At 35.2% G+C, this 19,064-nt stretch carries 21 protein-coding genes, 1 pseudogene and 2 riboswitches; of the genes and pseudogenes, 12 read left to right on the forward strand and 10 right to left on the reverse strand.

Going from position 1 to position 19,064, the window contains the following annotated elements; genetic code table 11:
- The first annotated feature begins 35 nt into the window (after window positions 1–35).
- Both ptsH and ptsP read left to right on the forward strand, forming a co-directional pair.
- Window positions 36–299, forward strand: a complete 264-nt coding sequence (gene ptsH, locus JFU20_RS22200) for a phosphocarrier protein HPr (protein WP_002014900.1) — start codon at window positions 36–38, stop codon at window positions 297–299.
- Window positions 299–2,011 (forward strand): phosphoenolpyruvate--protein phosphotransferase, encoded by a 1,713-nt coding sequence (gene ptsP / locus JFU20_RS22205; protein ID WP_201038905.1) that lies wholly within the window; start codon window positions 299–301, stop codon window positions 2,009–2,011. Before ptsH ends, ptsP begins: the two co-directional genes overlap by 1 nt.
- Before the next feature lie 96 nt (window positions 2,012–2,107).
- Here ptsP and JFU20_RS22210 read toward each other — a convergent pair whose 3' ends face one another.
- From JFU20_RS22210 to JFU20_RS22220, 3 genes are all read right to left on the reverse strand, one after another.
- A complete protein-coding gene (locus tag JFU20_RS22210; RefSeq protein WP_002014898.1) occupies window positions 2,108–2,488 on the reverse strand; it encodes a DUF3915 domain-containing protein in 381 nt (126 codons plus the stop codon).
- 196 nt (window positions 2,489–2,684) lie between these two features.
- On the reverse strand, window positions 2,685–2,903 hold the full coding sequence (locus JFU20_RS22215; protein ID WP_002088422.1) for a hypothetical protein: 219 nt from the start codon (window positions 2,901–2,903) through the stop codon (window positions 2,685–2,687).
- A gap of 234 nt (window positions 2,904–3,137) precedes the next feature.
- Window positions 3,138–3,755, reverse strand: coding sequence for a nitroreductase family protein (locus tag JFU20_RS22220; protein ID WP_002014896.1), 618 nt, complete (start codon window positions 3,753–3,755; stop codon window positions 3,138–3,140).
- Between the two features lie 330 nt (window positions 3,756–4,085).
- Between JFU20_RS22220 and JFU20_RS22225 the strand changes: the two genes are divergently transcribed.
- The 4 genes from JFU20_RS22225 to JFU20_RS22240 all read left to right on the forward strand — a co-directional run bounded on the left by JFU20_RS22225 (window position 4,086) and on the right by JFU20_RS22240 (window position 7,879).
- Complete coding sequence (locus tag JFU20_RS22225; RefSeq protein WP_201038906.1) at window positions 4,086–5,378, forward strand: GGDEF domain-containing protein; 1,293 nt, start codon at window positions 4,086–4,088, stop codon at window positions 5,376–5,378.
- A 149-nt stretch (window positions 5,379–5,527) separates the two neighbouring features.
- Window positions 5,528–6,658 carry a serine hydrolase domain-containing protein gene (locus tag JFU20_RS22230; protein WP_002165121.1) on the forward strand — a complete coding sequence of 377 codons (1,131 nt, stop codon included), beginning with the start codon at window positions 5,528–5,530 and terminating at the stop codon, window positions 6,656–6,658.
- Between the two features lie 4 nt (window positions 6,659–6,662).
- A complete protein-coding gene (locus tag JFU20_RS22235) occupies window positions 6,663–7,541 on the forward strand; it encodes an NAD(P)-dependent oxidoreductase (RefSeq protein WP_002014893.1) in 879 nt (292 codons plus the stop codon).
- Between the two features lie 5 nt (window positions 7,542–7,546).
- Entirely contained in the window at window positions 7,547–7,879 is a 333-nt protein-coding gene (locus tag JFU20_RS22240; protein WP_002014892.1) for a DUF3909 family protein, read from the forward strand.
- 111 nt (window positions 7,880–7,990) lie between these two features.
- Here the strand turns inward: JFU20_RS22240 and JFU20_RS22245 are convergent, their stop codons facing one another.
- The 6 genes and pseudogenes from JFU20_RS22245 to JFU20_RS22270 form a co-directional block, all read right to left on the reverse strand.
- Window positions 7,991–8,266 carry a hypothetical protein gene (locus tag JFU20_RS22245; protein WP_002014891.1) on the reverse strand — a complete coding sequence of 92 codons (276 nt, stop codon included), beginning with the start codon at window positions 8,264–8,266 and terminating at the stop codon, window positions 7,991–7,993.
- 318 nt (window positions 8,267–8,584) lie between these two features.
- On the reverse strand, window positions 8,585–9,097 hold the full coding sequence (locus JFU20_RS22250) for a 1,2-dihydroxy-3-keto-5-methylthiopentene dioxygenase (RefSeq protein WP_002111583.1): 513 nt from the start codon (window positions 9,095–9,097) through the stop codon (window positions 8,585–8,587).
- Window positions 9,075–9,712 (reverse strand): annotated as a pseudogene (locus JFU20_RS22255) (methylthioribulose 1-phosphate dehydratase). The gene JFU20_RS22250 and the pseudogene JFU20_RS22255 overlap by 23 nt, the downstream one beginning before the upstream one ends.
- Complete coding sequence (locus JFU20_RS22260) at window positions 9,709–10,368, reverse strand: 2-hydroxy-3-keto-5-methylthiopentenyl-1-phosphate phosphatase (protein WP_033715908.1); 660 nt, start codon at window positions 10,366–10,368, stop codon at window positions 9,709–9,711. Before JFU20_RS22260 ends, JFU20_RS22255 begins: the two are co-directional and overlap by 4 nt.
- Complete coding sequence (mtnW, locus tag JFU20_RS22265) at window positions 10,365–11,609, reverse strand: 2,3-diketo-5-methylthiopentyl-1-phosphate enolase (protein ID WP_002014886.1); 1,245 nt, start codon at window positions 11,607–11,609, stop codon at window positions 10,365–10,367. The genes JFU20_RS22260 and mtnW overlap by 4 nt, the downstream gene beginning before the upstream one ends.
- A gap of 64 nt (window positions 11,610–11,673) precedes the next feature.
- Window positions 11,674–11,781: riboswitch (SAM riboswitch) on the reverse strand.
- Between the two features lie 52 nt (window positions 11,782–11,833).
- Window positions 11,834–13,024 (reverse strand): pyridoxal phosphate-dependent aminotransferase, encoded by a 1,191-nt coding sequence (locus JFU20_RS22270; protein ID WP_002165127.1) that lies wholly within the window; start codon window positions 13,022–13,024, stop codon window positions 11,834–11,836.
- A 14-nt stretch (window positions 13,025–13,038) separates the two neighbouring features.
- Here JFU20_RS22270 and JFU20_RS22275 point away from each other — a divergent pair, with 14 nt between their 5' ends.
- The 4 genes from JFU20_RS22275 to JFU20_RS22290 all read left to right on the forward strand — a co-directional run bounded on the left by JFU20_RS22275 (window position 13,039) and on the right by JFU20_RS22290 (window position 16,861).
- Window positions 13,039–13,902 carry a carbon-nitrogen family hydrolase gene (locus tag JFU20_RS22275; protein WP_002131202.1) on the forward strand — a complete coding sequence of 288 codons (864 nt, stop codon included), beginning with the start codon at window positions 13,039–13,041 and terminating at the stop codon, window positions 13,900–13,902.
- A 71-nt stretch (window positions 13,903–13,973) separates the two neighbouring features.
- Window positions 13,974–14,114, forward strand: a riboswitch (SAM riboswitch).
- A gap of 88 nt (window positions 14,115–14,202) precedes the next feature.
- Complete coding sequence (mtnK, locus tag JFU20_RS22280) at window positions 14,203–15,381, forward strand: S-methyl-5-thioribose kinase (protein WP_002165128.1); 1,179 nt, start codon at window positions 14,203–14,205, stop codon at window positions 15,379–15,381.
- Window positions 15,378–16,433 (forward strand): S-methyl-5-thioribose-1-phosphate isomerase, encoded by a 1,056-nt coding sequence (mtnA, locus tag JFU20_RS22285; RefSeq protein WP_002165129.1) that lies wholly within the window; start codon window positions 15,378–15,380, stop codon window positions 16,431–16,433. The genes mtnK and mtnA overlap by 4 nt, the downstream gene beginning before the upstream one ends.
- Window positions 16,434–16,723: 290 nt before the next feature.
- Window positions 16,724–16,861 carry a YvrJ family protein gene (locus tag JFU20_RS22290; protein ID WP_002014881.1) on the forward strand — a complete coding sequence of 46 codons (138 nt, stop codon included), beginning with the start codon at window positions 16,724–16,726 and terminating at the stop codon, window positions 16,859–16,861.
- 150 nt (window positions 16,862–17,011) lie between these two features.
- Here the strand turns inward: JFU20_RS22290 and JFU20_RS22295 are convergent, their stop codons facing one another.
- Window positions 17,012–17,788: a 3-hydroxybutyrate dehydrogenase gene (locus JFU20_RS22295; protein ID WP_002014880.1), complete on the reverse strand. Its 777-nt coding sequence runs from the start codon at window positions 17,786–17,788 to the stop codon at window positions 17,012–17,014.
- Window positions 17,789–17,952: 164 nt separating this feature from the next.
- Here JFU20_RS22295 and JFU20_RS22300 point away from each other — a divergent pair, with 164 nt between their 5' ends.
- Complete coding sequence (locus JFU20_RS22300) at window positions 17,953–18,285, forward strand: PadR family transcriptional regulator (protein ID WP_002014879.1); 333 nt, start codon at window positions 17,953–17,955, stop codon at window positions 18,283–18,285.
- Window positions 18,285–19,052, forward strand: coding sequence for a DUF1129 domain-containing protein (locus JFU20_RS22305; RefSeq protein ID WP_002014878.1), 768 nt, complete (start codon window positions 18,285–18,287; stop codon window positions 19,050–19,052). The genes JFU20_RS22300 and JFU20_RS22305 overlap by 1 nt, the downstream gene beginning before the upstream one ends.
- Window positions 19,053–19,064 lie beyond the last annotated feature (12 nt).

Here is a 19,064-nt window from a genome sequence, read left to right on the forward strand (position 1 = left end):
TAAAAAAATACTGTATTTGAAGGAGATAAATTATCATGGAAAAAATCTTTAAAGTAACTAGCGACTCAGGAATTCATGCGCGTCCAGCAACTCTACTTGTAAACACTGCAAGCAAATTCGGTGCTGACATTAACTTAGAGTATAACGGAAAAAACGTTAACTTAAAATCAATCATGGGTGTTATGTCTTTAGGAATTCAACAAGGCGCGGAAATTAAGGTCACTGCAAATGGTGATGATGCAGCTCAAGCACTAGCAGCTATCGAAGAAACTATGAAAAACGAAGGATTAGGAGAATAATGACTCTTAATATCCAAGGGATCGCTGCATCAAGTGGGATTGCTATTGCAAAGGCTTTCAGACTTGAGAATCCTGAATTTAACATTGAAAAGAAATCAATTACAAACGAAGCTGCTGAAATTGCACGCTTAGACGCTGCGCTTGAGAAAGCAAAATCTGAACTAGAAGCTATTAAGGACCACGCTTTTGCTGAGCTAGGTGCTGATAAAGCTGCTATCTTTGAAGCACATTTATTAGTATTAAATGATCCGGAATTAGTAAATCCAGTAAAAGATAAAGTAAATAGCGAAAAAGTAAATGCTGAATTTGCAATGGATGAAGTTGCATCAATGTTTATTTCTATGTTTGAAAACATGGATAACGAATACATGAAAGAACGTGCTGCGGATATTCGCGACGTAACAAAACGTGTTCTTGCACATTTACTAGGAATTAACTTCTCAAACCCTGGTACAATTTCTGAAGAAGTAATCATCATTGCTGAAGATTTAACACCATCTGATACAGCTCAGTTAAACCGTAAGTATGCAAAAGGTTTCACAACTGATATCGGTGGACGTACATCTCACTCTGCAATTATGGCTCGTTCTATGGAAATTCCAGCTGTTGTTGGTACGAAGGTTGTTATGGAGAAAATCCAAAACGGCGATATCGTAATCATTGACGGTTTAGATGGAGAAGTAATTGTAAACCCATCTGAAGAAACTCTTCGTGCTTTTGGGGAAAAGAAAGCGAAATTTGAAGAGCAAAAAGCTGTATGGGCAAAATTAAAAGATCAAGCTACTGTAACAAGTGATGGACATCATGTTGAGCTTGTTGCTAATATCGGAACACCAAATGATGTACAAGGTATTATCGATAATGGTGGAGAAGGCGTTGGTTTATACCGTACAGAATTCTTATACATGGGCCGTGACAATCTTCCAACAGAAGAAGAGCAGTTCGGAGCGTATAAAGCAGTTCTTGAAGGTGTAAAAGAAGGTCAACCTGTCGTTGTTCGTACACTTGACATCGGTGGAGATAAAGAGCTTCCATACTTACATTTACCAAAAGAAATGAACCCATTCTTAGGATACCGTGCAATTCGCTTATGTCTTGATGAGCAAGATGTGTTCCGTACACAACTTCGTGCATTACTTCGTGCTAGCGTATACGGTAACTTAAAAATTATGTTCCCAATGATTGCAACTCTTGATGAGTTCCGTCAAGCGAAAGCAATCTTATTAGAAGAGAAAGAAAGACTTGTTCAAGCGGGTACAACTATTTCTGATTCTATTGAAGTTGGTATGATGGTTGAAATTCCAGCTTCAGCGGTATTAGCAGATCAGTTCGCAAAAGAAGTTGATTTCTTCTCTATCGGAACAAATGACTTAATCCAATACACAATGGCTGCAGACCGTATGAACGAACGTGTAGCTTACTTATACCAACCATATAACCCATCTATTTTACGTCTTGTAAAAATGGTTATCGATGCTGCTCATAAAGAAGGCAAATGGGCTGGTATGTGTGGTGAGATGGCGGGAGATTCACTTGCTATCCCATTATTATTAGGCTTAGGTTTAGATGAGTTCAGTATGAGTGCAACATCTATTCTTCCTGCAAGAACACAACTAAGCAAGTTGTCAAAAGCAGAAATGGAAACATTAGCAGAGAAAGCATTAACAATGTCAACTGCTGAAGAAGTTGTTGAATTAGTTAAAAGCATATAATAGTAAAAAAACCTGAGTCGATTCGAAATCGATCTCAGGTTTTTTCTATAAGAAAAGTAAATCTTATTTTGTTACTATAGAGGATAAAGAACAGAATTAGATAGCGACTGCAATAATATCAGTTGGGCATACACGTAAAATGCCAGTAAAAGTATTTTGATTTTGATTGTTCTTATCGTCTTTATTATTATTATTATTATTATTATCTTTGCCGTTATTATTACGAGCTAAAGCAGAGAAAAGAGCAACACCGTTACAGAATCCTTCAAAAATTACATTGCGGAATGATTGATGGCCTCTAATGCTTAAAAGAGAAATTTCTGTTCCAACTGAAATAGTAGCAAGTACGTTACATACAGCAGGTCGGTGTGGTCTAACTTCTTCTCTCTCTTTCTCGCGATGGTCGCGATGGTCACACTCTCTTTCACGATGATGACATTCTCTAAAGTTATCACAGCATCCAAATGATCCAAACATAATCCTCATCACCCCCTTCACACTTATAATCTATGTAAGTTCGGCAGTCGGTGACTGGACAGATAATGGAAATTTTTCTAGGGGATTTTCTCATTTTAAATGACTAGATGGGTATTTAGTATGGAATGATGTTTAAAATAGGGGAAATGTCACAAAAAAATGTAAAGACCACGGAAATGAATGAAATAGGTAGCCTTTACACTTTTTTACTTTTATATAAAACGATGATATATACAGGAAGAGCTAAGAGTAGTGGTGCAATGGATCGTGCAGTATGTTTTTCTGCTTCTAATTGTAACGCTTCTTCTTTAGGGAATTGTAACACTGATATGTTTGCAGCATCGCCAATAAAATATAGCAGTAGTACAGTTACTATGTAACTCAAAAGTGCGATAAAGCTTCCGTATGAACTCAATGAAAATCCCTCTCTTGTTATCTATTTGTTATCATTGTATCACAATTGTAACAAAAATACACGGTTATATTTCAATACTTTAACAAATTTCGACACGAAACGCCATATTTCTTTATGGTGATAGCGTAAAAATTACGATTTTTCTATGTATAGATGTCGAATAATACATTGTAATATTACGGATGTGTGACAGAATATAAAAAAACGAAGGTAATGAAATTACCTTCGTTTTTATTATTTCGCCCATTCACTTACTTGTTCTACGCTCATGCGCGGTGCAGGGTGACCTTTTAAAGTTGATTCACCAATTGTAATAAGCATAATTGGTACGTAACGAGATGAAACATTAAATTCTTCCATTAGTGCTTGTGGGTTGAAACCACCAATTGCGCAAGTATCCCAGCCAGTTGCTTTAGCAGCAAGCATAAGTTGCATTGCTGCTAAAGCAGCATTTGAAAAGGCAGCATCTCGTGGGTATTGCTCACGAGTATATGCAGATTCAATATTTTTAGCTAAGCGCTCTTTTGCGTCTGCTTTCATAAATCCTTGTTCTACAATTGGACCGTAAACAGGTTCAACATTTTTATATGCCTCTAAATCACCTAAAATAGCGACTACGGCAGAAGCATCAAGAATTTGTTGTTGGTTATAAGCAATTGGATGTAATCGTTTTTGTACATCTTCGCCTTGGAAAACAAGGAATTTCCAGTGTTGCAAATTCCAAGCAGAAGGTGCTTGCGCAGCTGCTTTTAAAATTTCATGTAACTCTGTAGATGAAATTTCTTTTTCAGGGTTGAATGCACGTGTAGATGTGCGTTCATATAAAACGTTAAAAAAGTCACTGTTTGTCATTATATATCCTCCAAATTACATATCAGCTTAATTTAAAATACATGTAATATATTCTACTTACATTTTGTAAGTTATTGAATTTAAGAATATAATAACTTTATTTTAATTGTCAAGTTTTAAGTACTAGGGAGGGCATTCATACAAACGATACAATTCCTACAATCATACACTAAAAAAGGAATTTATTGAGTAAAAAGGCGAAGATAACATTCTCAATTAGCTTGTTAATATGTATCCCTCACTAATCGAATTTTTTTGAGAACAATCTTTTATAAAAGGATTGTGAGGAATTCAGTAAAACAAGATATATGAAGTGAGTGAAGACTAGTGATGAACATACTACATTTTTTATTAGAGAATACTGTTTTCCAAAATGTATTACAAGATCTTCAGTTGAATGTCCTTTATATAGAAGATGGATGTACACATCAACAAACGATAGAAAATGTCCATCCAAAGTGTATGTTTATAGCAAATAGTTTTGAAGAAGGAGAAATATTGTTTCATAGAACTAGACCGCATATTGTAATTATGTATGTAACAGATGTTGATCAAATAAAATATATAAAGAATATATATGATTCACGGAGTACATTCATTATCATTTGGGATCAACAGATAAACAGTGAGTTTGCAGATTTACTCATGTTAGGAATACGTAATATTGTTATAGCGCCAGTAACCCCACAAGTAGTACTAGAGGAAGTGAATAAGAGTTTATATCAACTTTCTTTAGTGCGGCAAGTAGGTTTACAACAAGAATTGCTTCAAACGATGTTTGATTTTCAAAATGATTTATTATTTATAGTAGAAGATGATGAGATTGTTGATTGTAATACGAATTTTTTACAATTCTTCGGATATGATAATTTATTTACGTATCGTGAACAACATTTAGTGTTTGCAGAACATCTTATTAGAGAGAACGGATATTATTCGACGACTCACGATATAACATGGCTGGATGATACTTTATCAAATGGAAGAAGAATTAAAATGTACAATTATGAAGGAGAAGCATTTACTTTTCTATTACGTGCGACACCATTACCAGAAGACTTATCGCGATTTATAGTAAAATGCACAGAGATTACAGAATTAGATGAAATCTATCAAGAGCAAGAAAGATTGGCTATGATAGATTCATTGACAGAAATATATAATCGCTTGAAATTCCAACAAATATTGGAGACAGAGTGGGAGAATGTATTACGTAATGATGAAAAAGTTGCACTTATTTTGTTTGATATAGATAATTTTAAATCAGTAAATGACACATATGGTCATGATTTTGGCGATTTAGCATTAGTACAACTTGCAGATCTTATGAAATCTAAAGTTGAAGATCAACATGTATTTGCAAGATGGGGAGGAGAGGAATTTATAATATTAGTGACAAATACGGTAGAAAAAGAAGCGTTTCAAGTTGCGGAATCATTGCGATTTTTCATTGAAACAAAGCATTTCTCTGGAATTTCGAAATTAACAGCGAGTTTTGGAGTTGCGTTATATGAGCAAGGGATTACAAGAGAAGAGTTAATGCAAAGAGCGGATATTGCGTTATATGAAGCGAAAAAAAATGGGAAAAATCAAGTATGTATATATAGAAAAGAAAAAATGTGATTTTTCGCAACAAATTGTTGCGATTTTTTTTTATTACTTGATAATAGAATATGGGGGACCATTTTAACCGAGAAGCTCCCACTTTAAGTAAGCTCGCAAGAGAGACTAAGTGGTGGGTAGTTCACATGAAGTAATTACGGAGGAACAATATGATAAAAAAAATAATGGTTATGGCTTCACTGTCTGCTGTAGTTTGCGGCGGAGTATACTATTTTCTCTATAGTCCCGATCCAAAGGAACAAGCAGTATTAACAACAAAGGTAACTCCTGCTATTGAGTCAGAGGTACAGGATAATATAGAAGAAGTACAAAAGATTGATTATGCTAGTATATCTCAAAAGTTAAATCAGTATTTAGTAGGAAAGCAATTTAATGGGACAGTTTTGGTGACAGATAAAGAGCATGTTATATTGAATAAAGGATATGGATATGCTGATGTTCAAAATAAAATAGAAAATACGCCTCAAACAAAATATCGTATCGGTTCTATTACGAAAACAGTTGTTGCTACATCCATTCTACAGTTACAAGAACAAGGGAAGTTAAATATCCAAGATAATGTAAATAAATACATTCCTTCATTTCCAGCAGATAAACACATCACGTTATATCACTTATTAACGCATACATCTGGTTTACCGGAAAATGGGGAAGGGAAGGTTAATGTAGCTTCACGTATAAATTTAGTAACTTGGATTGGAAGTCAAAAATTAGAGTTTCCACCAGGAACAGGTTGGAAGTATACGGATTATAATTATATGGTGCTCGCTTATATTATAGAAAATATAACGAAAAAGCCTTTAGGAGACTATGTAAAAGAAAATATATTTACAAAGGCCGAGATGCATGAATCAGGTATGGGAAATATGGTGCCTGGAGATAAAAACTTCACGAAGGGGTATGTGAAGAAAGATCAAGAGCTTGTACTAGCACAAAAATTAGGGATGGACTGGTTATATGGATCGGGTGAGATGTATACGACAGTAGGGGATATGAAAAAATTAGATGAAGCGATTATAAATGGAAAGCTTCTTTCTGAACAAAGTATACAAGCGATGTTTACACCTTCAAAAGAAAGAAAATATGCATTTAGCTTTTACATATATCCAGATTATTTCCATAACCATGGTGTACTATCTGGTTGGAACACTTTCAATAATTTTAATAAAGAAAAAGGAACTTTTGTTATTTTATTTTCAAATGTGAAAAATAGTATGGATGATGATTTTAATAAAGAGTTCCGAAAGATGGTAAATGATTTATTAGAACAAAGGGGATGAGAAGATGGAAAATAAAAATTTATCAATAGGTTTCATTGGTATTGGTGTAATGGGAAAAAGTATGGTCAACCATTTAATGCAAAGTGGTTATAAAGTATATGTATATAATAGAACGAAGGAAAAAGCGGATTCTTTAGTGCAAGAGGGTGCGACTTGGTGTGATACACCGAAAGCGTTAGTAAAGCAAGTTGATGTTGTTATGACGATGGTTGGTTATCCTCATGATGTAGAAGAAGTGTACTTTGGGATTGATGGAATTTTAGAACATGCAAATGAAGGTACGATAGCAATTGACTTTACAACATCTACACCAACATTGGCAAAACGTATTAATGAAGTTGCGAAAAGCAAGAAAATATATACATTAGATGCACCAGTATCTGGTGGGGACATTGGGGCTAAAGAAGCAAGACTAGCAATTATGGTCGGTGGAGAGAACAGAATATATGATATTTGCTTACCTCTATTTGAAAAACTAGGAACAAATATTCAGTTGCAAGGCCCTGCTGGGAGTGGACAACATACAAAAATGTGCAATCAAATAGCAATTGCTTCTAACATGATAGGAGTATGTGAAGCGGTAGCATATGCGAAAAAGGCTGGACTTAATGCAGATAAAGTATTAGAGAGTATTTCGACAGGAGCAGCAGGTAGCTGGTCATTAAGTAATTTAGCTCCTCGAATGTTAAAAGGAGATTTTGAACCTGGCTTTTATGTAAAGCATTTTATGAAAGATATGAAGATTGCTTTAGATGAAGCTGAAAAATTACAATTACCAGTACCGGGTTTAACCCTAGCGAAGGAATTGTATGAAGAGCTAATCGCAGATGGAAAAGAGAATAGCGGAACACAAGTATTATACAAAAAGTATATAAGGGGGTAAATGGAATGGATCTCCAAAAGTTTGACGAGATGATTGATGCTGTGCAGCGAGCAACTTGTGTACAGATTAATGATAAGCAAAAAGAAGCTTTTAAACAAAAATACGATTTTGGACCAGATTTTGAATATGGAAGAGATGAGAAAGGGCATTATGTTATCCGAAGCTCGAAAAAGATGTTAGAGGAAATGGAGTTTTATTTGGCATTGAAATATGATCGGGATGGAATTGTCCTTTATATGCATGCTGAGATTGAAGGGACATGTCATGTATCCGTTAGCTACAGTGAAGATGCACTTCATTTGCAAGAATTGTTTCAATTTCTAGAAGAAAATAAATAAAAAGTCCTCATTTGAGGACTTTTTATTTATTTAGGCAGGCATAATATTTAAGTTGGATAATTCATCCCGCTATTTGTGGGCAGTAAAACTCCCACTGATTAAAGTTTCACTTTATAGGCTGGAAGCGCGGCGGCATCGTTCAATTGGGAATGGAATAACTTGGGCAATGTGATTAGGGCCGAGCTGTTTCGCGCGAGCATGGCGTAGTATATAAAATGCGCACAGAATAGAAACAGGAATAGCACCATATAAACCGAAAAATAAAGCGCTTACACATGATGCAACAAAACCTAAAACACCAACTTCTAATTCTTCCATAATAGCTCCTAAAATGACAGGAATAGCTCCGCATGTAACTCCTAGTATAAGTGCGATAAGTAAACTCATGATTATCCCCCTCTGTTTGCAATATTCTTTTCCTTCTTATTAGTTGTAGTATATCATACGTAAAACAGAATTTTCAGAAAAATTTCAAAAAAAGTTCAATAAATGTTCAAAAAAATTCTGAAATATACTTGATAAAGTGGAATTGTGATTCGAGATATTTGATTTAAACAAACGAAAGGGAAAAATCATTTTAGTAAATAAAAAATCAGGCTTACTTCAATGTTATGAAATAAGCCTGGTCCATAGGAGGATGTATATATGTAGAGTGAATAAAAGGTTGGAAAAGGGGTTCCAAGTTCTTTTATTCAACTAGCTACCTTAATAAATTGGAACCCAACCTTCTGTTGTAACAAAAATACGAATAGCTACAACTTGGCGATCATCTTGTAAGGTGAAATAGTGTCTTGCATTTTCAGGCACAGATATAAGATCACCAGGCTCGAGTTCAACGTCAAAGAATCGACCATCTTTTCCTTCAATAGCGAAGATGCCATGACCGCTGACAATAAAGCGAACTTCATCGTCAGTATGATGGTGTTCTTTTTGGAAATTAATTAATAACTCGTCAAGGTTAGGTGTGCTATTTGAAAGTGAAATCACATCATATGCTTTATAACCTCTGCGCTCTGAAACATCAGCAATTTCTTTTGAAAACAACGTTAATATTTCAGCTTTGTTTTCATCTGTTAAGGAGTAATTTTCTTTTAAATGAGTAGGCAGTTTAGAAATATTCCATTTCTCATATAAAACATCTTCTCCTTGTAGAAAGTTTGATACTTCTACTTCATTTTCAATACGAGTATTTTCCTCATGAATACGAATTTGCGCCATTAGAAACGCCTCCTTGAATTGATAATAATTTTATATGAAATTGGAATAAAAACTCATAAGCTTCTAATCTTTTTTTGCATCAAAGCTATCACGGCCCCATACGGTAATGCCATGGTTTCGAATTAATACTGCTCCTGAATCTCCTTGTATATGCTTTCGGAATTTCTCTCCAAGCGTCGGGATATGAGCATCATTTTCGATAATAGGAATGTTAATCGTTGCACCTTCTTCCCAAATATCAAGAGCTTTAATAATCTCTTGATTTTGAAGGGTGACTGCATCACTATACAAATTTGTGATGACATTGTTATCAGTTGTATGAACATGAAGTACGCACCCAGCGTTCGTATTGTTATAAATATGTGTATGCAATATTGTTTCTGCCGAAGGGCGTAACTCAGTTTCTAAAACGGGAACTCCTTGATGATTTACTAATAAAAAATCATCTGGAGTGGTTTTGGTTTTATCTTTGCCACTTGCTGTAATAAGAAAAGTAAGGGGATCATGACTGACTTTTATAGAAATATTTCCACTCGTTGCTGGAAACCAATTCCGAGTTGTTAATTCTTTTTTAATTTCACTTAAGTCATACCATTGACGAAAAAGTTGTTTCATAATTTCACCTCCAACAAATGTTTTAGTTCAGCTAGAACATCGTGAAATGTTTCAAACGGTGTATAAGCAATACGATTTTCTTCACACTTTGTAATAAGGAAGTCACGGGCGAATACTTTATCTGCTTGTTTTGTTGCTTGTAAATCAGTAATAGAATCTCCAATCACAATATGAAAATCATCTTTAGAGCTTAGTTTACGAATTAATGATGATTTACAGAGACCACAACTATGCTGACATTGCTTGTCACAAGGGTGCGGCCATTTCACTTCAACAAATTCTCCTGAAAAGTCAGTTGCATTACAGTAAATTTGCTCTTTTGGAATGATTCCTTGTAAGAGTGGATAGACGAAGAAATCCATTCCACCTGATATAACGTAAAAGGAAATGTTATTTTCATTAATAAATTGTATGAATTCATGAAAACCTGTACGGATTTCAGCAGTTTCTTGTAAAAACTGAATAATATCATCGTGTAGATTAATAGGTATTAATCGAAATAATTGAGAAACACCTTCTTGAATAGAAAGTTCTTGCGATAAAATTTTTTGCTTTATTTCCTCTGCTTCTGGTGGTGCGAATTTTTCCATAATGGACATGATATTATCGTTATTTGTAATCGTACCATCGAAATCACAAAATACTTGAATACTCATAATTTCACCTCATGAGAAGGATTTCCCCATATTTGTAGTGCGCTATGTAAATTCACTTCATCTACCTCATGGAGTGGTTTACCTTGTAAAGTAGCTTCAATTGCAGCACGGAAAGCTTTGCCACCACCTTGAGCTCCATTTGGATGCCCATGAATCCCGCCGCCGGCATTAATAACAACATCCTTACCAAAATCTCGTAAAATAAAGGGAACGAAACCAGGATGAATTCCAGCAGATGGAACAGAAAAACTTTTCTTGAAATAGTGGTCTTCCTCAGTTAATGCTTCTGTAATGAGAAGAGCTTCCTCTTTTTCTGATGCAACGTTGCCGTATGGTGATGGGAATAAAGAGAAATCAGCACCAACGTAACGTAGTAATTTTCCAAGTAGTAATGGAGAAGAGAAACCGTATAGTTTCGATGATGAATATGCGCCACTTACAGCAGGGTGTGCCATAATAGGAATTGGAATTTCATCGTCTTCTACAAGTGCTTGCAGTACATCTAATCCATAAGAAAATACATTAAATAAAAGAATGTCTGCTCCAGCTACCACCGCACGTTTCGCGTTTTCTTTTAAATCATAAGTTCGACCTGTTAAATTTACTGCGTATAAAGTTTTATGCCCGTAAGTTTCGTATACAGATTGTAAAACTTCTTTCCCAGATTCAATTCTTTTTATAAGTGGTGTTAATGAGTTTTCGAATAAAATTTCATCATCTTTTACAATATCTACGCCTCCAATTGCCTGATCGCGTAGTTGAGTTTTTAAATATCCAATATTCCGTCCTATCATCCCTTTGAAAATACTCATTAGAAGAGGTCGATCTTGAACTTGTAAAAGGTTTCGGATGCCTTCAATTCCAAATTTTGGTCCAGGGAACTGTTTCTTTAATTCGTCTGAGAATGTTAAATCAATTAGTTTAATTTCTCCATCTAACGAAAGTTTTCCAAATGTTGTTGTCAAAATGGCTGGTAAGTCAGGGCTAAAGTTCAGCGATGGATAATGAATTTTAATGAGTCCACGTGATACTTTTTTGCCAAGGTAAGAGTTAATATGTTCTTGTTCGTCTAACGCTTCAATATGAATGACATTGCCTTTATGTTGTTTTAATTGTTCTTGTAATAAGTGTGGTAAATGAGTCCATGAACCAATTGTTAAACCGATTGCAATTTGTTCTGCTTTCTTTTCTAAGTTGTGTGAATCATCATGGATTAAATACGTCGCTATAATTCCGCTCATTGTTATACCCTCCTAGTTAAATAAAAAAACCTCTCAGCTAAGGAGAGGTTTTTTTACAACCAGCTCCTTATCTGTCAGCGTAATGCTGCGAGAATTAGCACCGTGTCTACAATTATGTAGATCGGTTGCCGGGCTTCGTCGGGCTCGTCCCTCCACCTGCTCTTGATAAGAAGTATTTAGAAATGTTTAAATTTTTAAGATAACTGAATTTTGTCAGATATTTTTCATGTTGTCAATGACTTTTTGAAAATTTTTAATTTATCAATTCGATTAATTGCTTCACGTAATCGTTCTTCTGTATGTAAGAGGCCAACACGGACATAGCCTTCACCGTGCTCACCAAATCCAACGCCAGGAGCAACTGCAACGTGTGCTTTTTCTAGTAAAATATTAGAAAATTGCTCAGATGTATAGCCTTCAGGTACAGGGAGCCAAGCAAAGAATGATCCTTTTGGAATATCAACATTCCAACCGATTGCATGACAAGCTTCTATAAGAGCATTTCTGCGAGATTCATAACTATTAACAAGTTCTACTACACAAGACTGCGAGCCTAATAGTGCTTCGCGTGCTGCGTCTTGAACTGCACCGAAAATACTAACATACATATGATCTTGCAATAAGTTAATTGTCTCGATGACACTTTCATTCCCTACTGCAAAAGCAATACGCCATCCAGCCATATTGAAAGTTTTTGATAATGTATAAATTTCAATTCCTGCATCTTTGGCGCCATCTGCTTGCAAGAAACTAACAGGTTTTTGACTATCAAATCCAATAGCACCGTAAGCAAAATCGTGAACGACTAATATATTATGTTTATTAGCGAAATGAATAGTCTTATCAAAAAATTCTTTTGATGCAGTAGCACCAGTAGGATTATTTGGGTAATTTAAAAACATTAACTTTGCACGCTCAGCGATAGTGTCATCAATTTTCGTGTAATCCGGTAAAAAATTATTTTCTGCAATTAGCGGCATTGTTTCAAATTGTGCTTTTGCTAAAGCAACTCCGGATAAATAATCTGGATAACCTGGATCTGGAACGAGAATGGTATCGCCAGGGTTTGTAAAACAAAGTGGTAATTCTACTAATCCAGCTTTTCCGCCAAACAAAATAGCAACTTCAGTTTTTGGATTTAATTCTACGCCGTATTCACGTTTATAGAATGTTGCGACAGCTTCTTTTAAGCTTTCATGTCCGCGAAATGGCGGATATTTATGATGAATGGTCTTTTCGGCAGCATCTTGTAAAGCTTTTACGATATGCTGCGGTGTTGGTTGATCTGGATTACCTTGTCCTAGATTAATAACATCGTGACCAGCTGCAACGACTTTGTTAACTTTTGCAACAAGTGAAGCGAAAAATTGTGTTGGCAATGATGTTACTATCTCAGAAGGTTTAAATAATTTCATACTTTCCACCTCTTTTGAAAGTTGTTACAATTCTAGTGACAAATGATATAATCTTTCCAGTATTTTGTAAAGAAAAAAATGAGAATGGGGCTGAAAAAATGAAAGTCGCATGTATTCAAATGGATATTGTCTTTGGAGATGTAGAAAAAAATATTGAGAACGCTAAAAAAAAAATAAGTGAAGCGATGAAAGAAAGACCAGATGTTATCGTCTTACCAGAACTATGGACAACAGGATATGATTTAACGAGACTTTCTGAAATTGCAGATACGGATGGATTAGAAACGAAAGAAAAGTTGAAAGAATGGTCGAAGCAATATGGTGTACATATTGTTGGTGGTTCCATAGCAAAGCAAACAGAGCAAGGGGTTACAAATACAATGTATGTTGTAAACAATGAAGGAAATCTAGTCAATGAATATAGTAAAGTACATTTATTTCAGCTGATGGATGAACATAAATATTTAGTTGCTGGTAATGAGACAGGTGAATTTAAGTTAGATGATGTAGAGTGTGCTGGTACAATTTGTTATGATATTCGTTTTCCAGAGTGGATGCGCGTTCATACTGCTAAAGGTGCAAAAGTTTTATTTGTTGTAGCAGAATGGCCATTAGTACGTTTAGCACATTGGCGTTTGCTTTTACAGGCGAGAGCAGTTGAAAATCAGTGTTATGTTGTTGCGTGCAATAGAGCAGGAAAGGATCCGAATAATGAGTTTGCAGGTCATTCTCTAATTGTGGATCCTTGGGGTGAAGTTGTGGTAGAAGCAAATGAAGAGGAATCAATTTTATTTGGAGAACTTAAATTCGAGAAAATTAAAGAGGTACGTAAAGGAATTCCAGTTTTTGCAGATCGTCGTCCAGAATTATACAAATAAAATGTTGACAAGTGATTTTTATTCTTGGTATAGTCTTCATCATAAAGTTAAAAATTCTAAAAATTATAAAACTCTTATCAAGAGCAGGTGGAGGGATTTGGCCCGATGAAGCCCAGCAACCGACCGTAATACCATTGTGAAATGGGGCGTTTATGACGCCAAAAGGCACGGTGCTAATTCCAGCAGAAAGTAAACTTTCTGGCAGATAAGAGGGGAGAAGATAAACTTCAAACCTCTTTCTTTGTGGAAAGGGGTTTTTCTATTTTAGAAAAACCTCTGAATGAAAAGGAGGAGAAGACGATGGGATATTATTCATTAACTGAAACAACAGCTATACAATATGCGAAAGAACACGGTTATTTTGAAAAGAAAGCAAATGTAGTTTGTCATGAAATTGGAGATGGAAATTTAAATTACGTGTTCAAATTAGATGATGGAGAGAAGTCTATTATAATAAAACAAGCACTGCCATATGCGAAAGTAGTTGGTGAGAGCTGGCCACTGTCTATAAAAAGAGCGACGATTGAAAGTAAAGCATTACAAATTTTTGCGAAGTATGTGCCAGATTATGTTCCGGTAGTGTACAGTCATGATGAAGAGTTAGCAGTTACAGTAATAGAAGACTTATCAAGACTAACAATTGCAAGAAAAGGATTAATAGATGGAGAAGGATATCCACTTTTATCCCAGCATATCGGTCGTTTTCTAGCACATGTTTTGTTTTATACTTCAGATTTCGGTTTACAGTCAGAAGAGAAAAGGGTACTAGAAGGTACATTTGTAAATCCAGACCTTAGTAAAATTACAGAAGATTTAGTTTTTACGGATCCGTTTGGACATTATGATACGAATGATTATGAGTCAGATTTACAGTCAGTGATTGATGAACTTTGGAGTGACAAAACTTTAAAACTAAAAGTAGCACAATATAAATATAAGTTTTTAACGAGAAAAGAAGCGCTTATTCATGGTGATTTACATACTGGTAGTATTTTTTCATCACCTTCTGAAACGAAAGTGATTGATCCAGAATTTGCAACGTACGGTCCATTTGGATTTGATATCGGTCAATTTATTGCAAATCTATTATTAAATGCTTTATCTAGAGAAGAAGAAAAGAGAAGTGTACTATTTTTCCATATAGAAAAGACATGGAGTTATTTTGTAGAAAACTTTACGAAGTTATGGATTGGAGAAGGTGTAGAAGCATATACGAAAGAAAAACAATGGTTACCAATTATTTTGCAAAATATCTTTACTGATGCCGTCGGATTTGCCGGATGTGAACTGATTCGTAGAACAATTGGCTTAGCTCATGTAGCGGATTTAGATGGGATAGCAAATAAAGAAAATAGAATTCAAGCTAAAAAACAAGCGTTATCCTTAGGTAGAGAACTAATAAAATATGAAGCCAAGTGTGCTGATATTCAACTGTTTCGAACATTATTTCAACAGACAGTTGGAGGCGTAAAAGCATGAGTACAATTATTACTATTCCGAGATCTGTAAGTTGGAAAGGCGATGCAATTGCAGTATTAAATCAAACAAAGTTGCCGCATGTCACTGAATACAAAACATTAACGAATATTGAAGATGTATGGAAAAGTATCGTTATGTTAGAAGTACGAGGAGCGCCTGCAATTGGAATTGTAGCTGCGTTTGGTTTGGCGCTTGCGGCAAAGAAATACGATGCTATAAATATCTATGAGTTTCAGAAGAAGTTTAATAGAGATTGTAACTATTTAGGAACATCACGCCCGACAGCAGTCAATTTATTTTGGGCAATCGATCGTATGAGAGAATCTATTCGAGAGATTACTACAATAAAAGAAGCTCAAAAAATATTAGAAGAAGAAGCGCTTCATATTCAGCAAGAGGATGAAATGGTGTGCCGAAGTATTGGAGAACATGCTTTAACATGTTTTAAAGACGGTGATAAAATTTTAACAATTTGTAACGCTGGAAGTATTGCAACTGCTAGATATGGAACAGCATTAGCCCCATTTTATATTGGGAAAGAGAAGGGTGTGCGTTTACATGCGTATGCGTGTGAAACGAGGCCTGTTTTACAAGGTGGTCGTTTAACGACATGGGAATTGAAACAAGCAGACATTGATGTAACGCTTATTACGGATAATACTGCAGCACATGCAATTCGAACGAAAGAAATTAATGCGATTATCGTAGGGGCAGATCGAATCGTTGAAAACGGTGATACTGCTAATAAAATAGGAACATTAAATTTAGCTATATTAGCAAAGTATTTCGTTATCCCATTTTACGTTGCAGCACCGTTATCTACATTTGATACTACGAAACAAACAGGTGCTGAAATTGTCATTGAAGAAAGAGATGAAACAGAAGTTACGAAAATTTTTGGGAAACAAGTGGCGCCACTTGGAACGCCTGTATTTAACCCTGCATTTGATGTAACACCGCATGAATTAATTACGGGGATTATTACTGAGAAAGGTATTTTACGTGGAGATTATAAGCAAGAAATTACATCATTATTTGAAAAAATAAGCTAACTGCTCAGTCGCTATATAAAAAAACGGTAGAAAAGCATGTTTTTAAATGGTCGAGAGGGACTGGCTATGTATAGGAGCGGTAAGTGCCTGTTCCTACCACGCGCAACGTTTTAAAACAAAGAAAGGTAGCAAGGTGTAGGACCATTTGTACCTTCATGGTAGCAATCTATATGCTGAAAAATGAAATGTATGGCTGAGTAGTTAAAAAACAAGCTAATAAAAAATAGCTTGTTTTTTATGCCTTAAGTCTTCGTTTCCTCTTATTTATGTAATGAAGGGAGGAGAGAAAGATGGAAGAGTGGATCGGGATGATAGGTAATGTGGGCTTTCCAATTGTTGTAACGCTATATTTACTCCATCGGATTGAAAGTAAATTAGACGGAGTGATTGTTGCAATTGAGAAACTCCCTAAACAATTACTAAAGTAGAAAGATCCTCGCGATAGAAAGTAAGATAAAGTTTGCTCGCGAAGAGCAAACTTTATTTTTTATCCCGCATTAACTGCCCGTAAAAGCCCGATTGGTGAAGGCTAATAATTAGTGGGGATGAACAAAACCCCCACTGATTAAAGTTTCACTTTATTGAGCAGTATAACCACCATCGATAACGACGGCTTGACCAGTTATACCTTTTGCTTTTTCACTCGCTAAAAACATAGCATAATCAGCAATTTCTTGTACTTGTAGCAAACGTTTCTGTGGTATAAGAGGATAAATGACATCTTCTAAAACATTTTCAAGTGGTACATTTCGCGTAGTTGCTAAGTCTTGTAGTTGATTTCGTACAAGAGGGGTATCAACATATCCGGGACAAAGAGCATTTACAGTAATTCCATGAGTTGCTCCCTCTAAAGCAGCAACTTTTGTTAATCCAATTACACCATGTTTCGCACTATTATAGGCAGCTTTTCCAGCGAATCCAACAAGTCCGTTAATCGAAGCAACATTAATAATACGACCATATTTTTGCTTTTTCATAATCGGAAAGGCATGTTTGATGGCGATAAATGGAGCGATTTGCATAATTTTAATAAGAAGCTCGAATTTATCAGTTGGAAAATCTTCAATCGGTGAAACATGTTGCATTCCTGCGTTGTTAATTAATACATCTAATGAGCCGAAGTGAGTAACTGTTTGAGAAATTGCTGCTGTAATTTCTTCTTCAGATGTAACGTCACATTTTAAACCAATGGCTTGATAGCCTTCTTTTTGCAATTGTTCAGCAGCTTCTTTCGCACGTTCTTCAAGACGATCACTAATCACAACTTTAGCACCCTCTTTGGCAAAAGCACTTCCCATTTCATAACCAATACCGCTCGCAGCACCTGTTAAAAAGACAACTCGATTTGTAACCATGATGAAAATCACTCCTTCATAATAAAAGTTCTCTTATTGCTCTATTTAGAGAGGTGATAATAAAATTCCTGCAAACATTTGGAAAAATATTGCTAGCTATCTTGTTTTACAAGATACTTACGCTTATCTATCTTGTAAAACAAGATAGTGGGAGGATTTGAAATATGTCGACAAGTCAAATGCTGAAAGGGATTTTAGAAGGATGCTTACTTGCTATTATTTCTGAAGGTGAAATATACGGTTATGAAATGAGTGAAAGATTAGCGAAGTATGGTTTCACAATGGCGAGTGAGGGAAGTATTTATCCGTTATTAATACGAATGCAAAAGGAAGGATTAATAACAAGTGTAATGAAGGAATCTCCATCTGGTCCAAAGCGAAAATATTATACATTAACAGAAAAAGGCGAGGAAGCACTGGATGAATTTATGGATCGCTGGGAAGCGATGCAAAGTAGTGTAGAGCGTCTACTTGAAGGGAAGGGGAGAAAAAAATAATGTTATCAAATGAAGCGCGAAATTTTTTATTAGATATGAGATTATTTTTAACTGCAAAGAGTGTGAAAGAAAGCGATATTGAAAGCTTTTTAGAAGATGCAGAGTTGCATTTAATAGAAGGTGAGGGTGAAGGAAAAAGTGTAGAAGATATTTTCGGAAGCTCACCGAAAGAATATGCAAATGAACTTGTAAAAGTGATGGAGAGAGATAGACAGGAAACGTGGAAGCAAATTGGGTTTACGGTAATGAATATCGTTTCGTTTTGGATTATTGCTTCTATTTTAATAGTTAATAATGGGATTTTACAGATTTCGCTTATTCAGTGTATTGGCTATAGCTTTACATTGATCGTAGCTGTAATGGGTCCTAATTTTCTGCTTCGTAAAATGACCTTTGTAACAAGTTTTACAAAAACGTGGTTTTCCATGTGGTCTTTAGTCATGATCGCGCCAATGTTTTTATTAGGAGCTGTTACGATTTTAGATGTGATATATCCTACAACGATGTTTACGTTGACTCTAGTCCAAAGTTATATATTAGCTGGAGGGATCTTTATCCTCACGGTAGCTATAAATATATATTTTGAAGGATGGTTTAAAAACTTATATTTAATTATTCCACTTTCGATTATGTTAGTGTTTAAAACATTTACATCGGAAGATCTTATGCCGATGTTATTTCAAATTATATGTTTATACGGAAGTTTGTTTATTTTAATTTTCCTTGAAATTATGATGAAGACGAATAGAAGAGAAACGGTTAATTAAGGGAGGGATAAA

This window comes from Bacillus sp. TH30 (genome assembly GCF_016650875.1).
Taxonomy (GTDB): Bacteria; Bacillota; Bacilli; order Bacillales; family Bacillaceae_G; genus Bacillus_A; species Bacillus_A mycoides.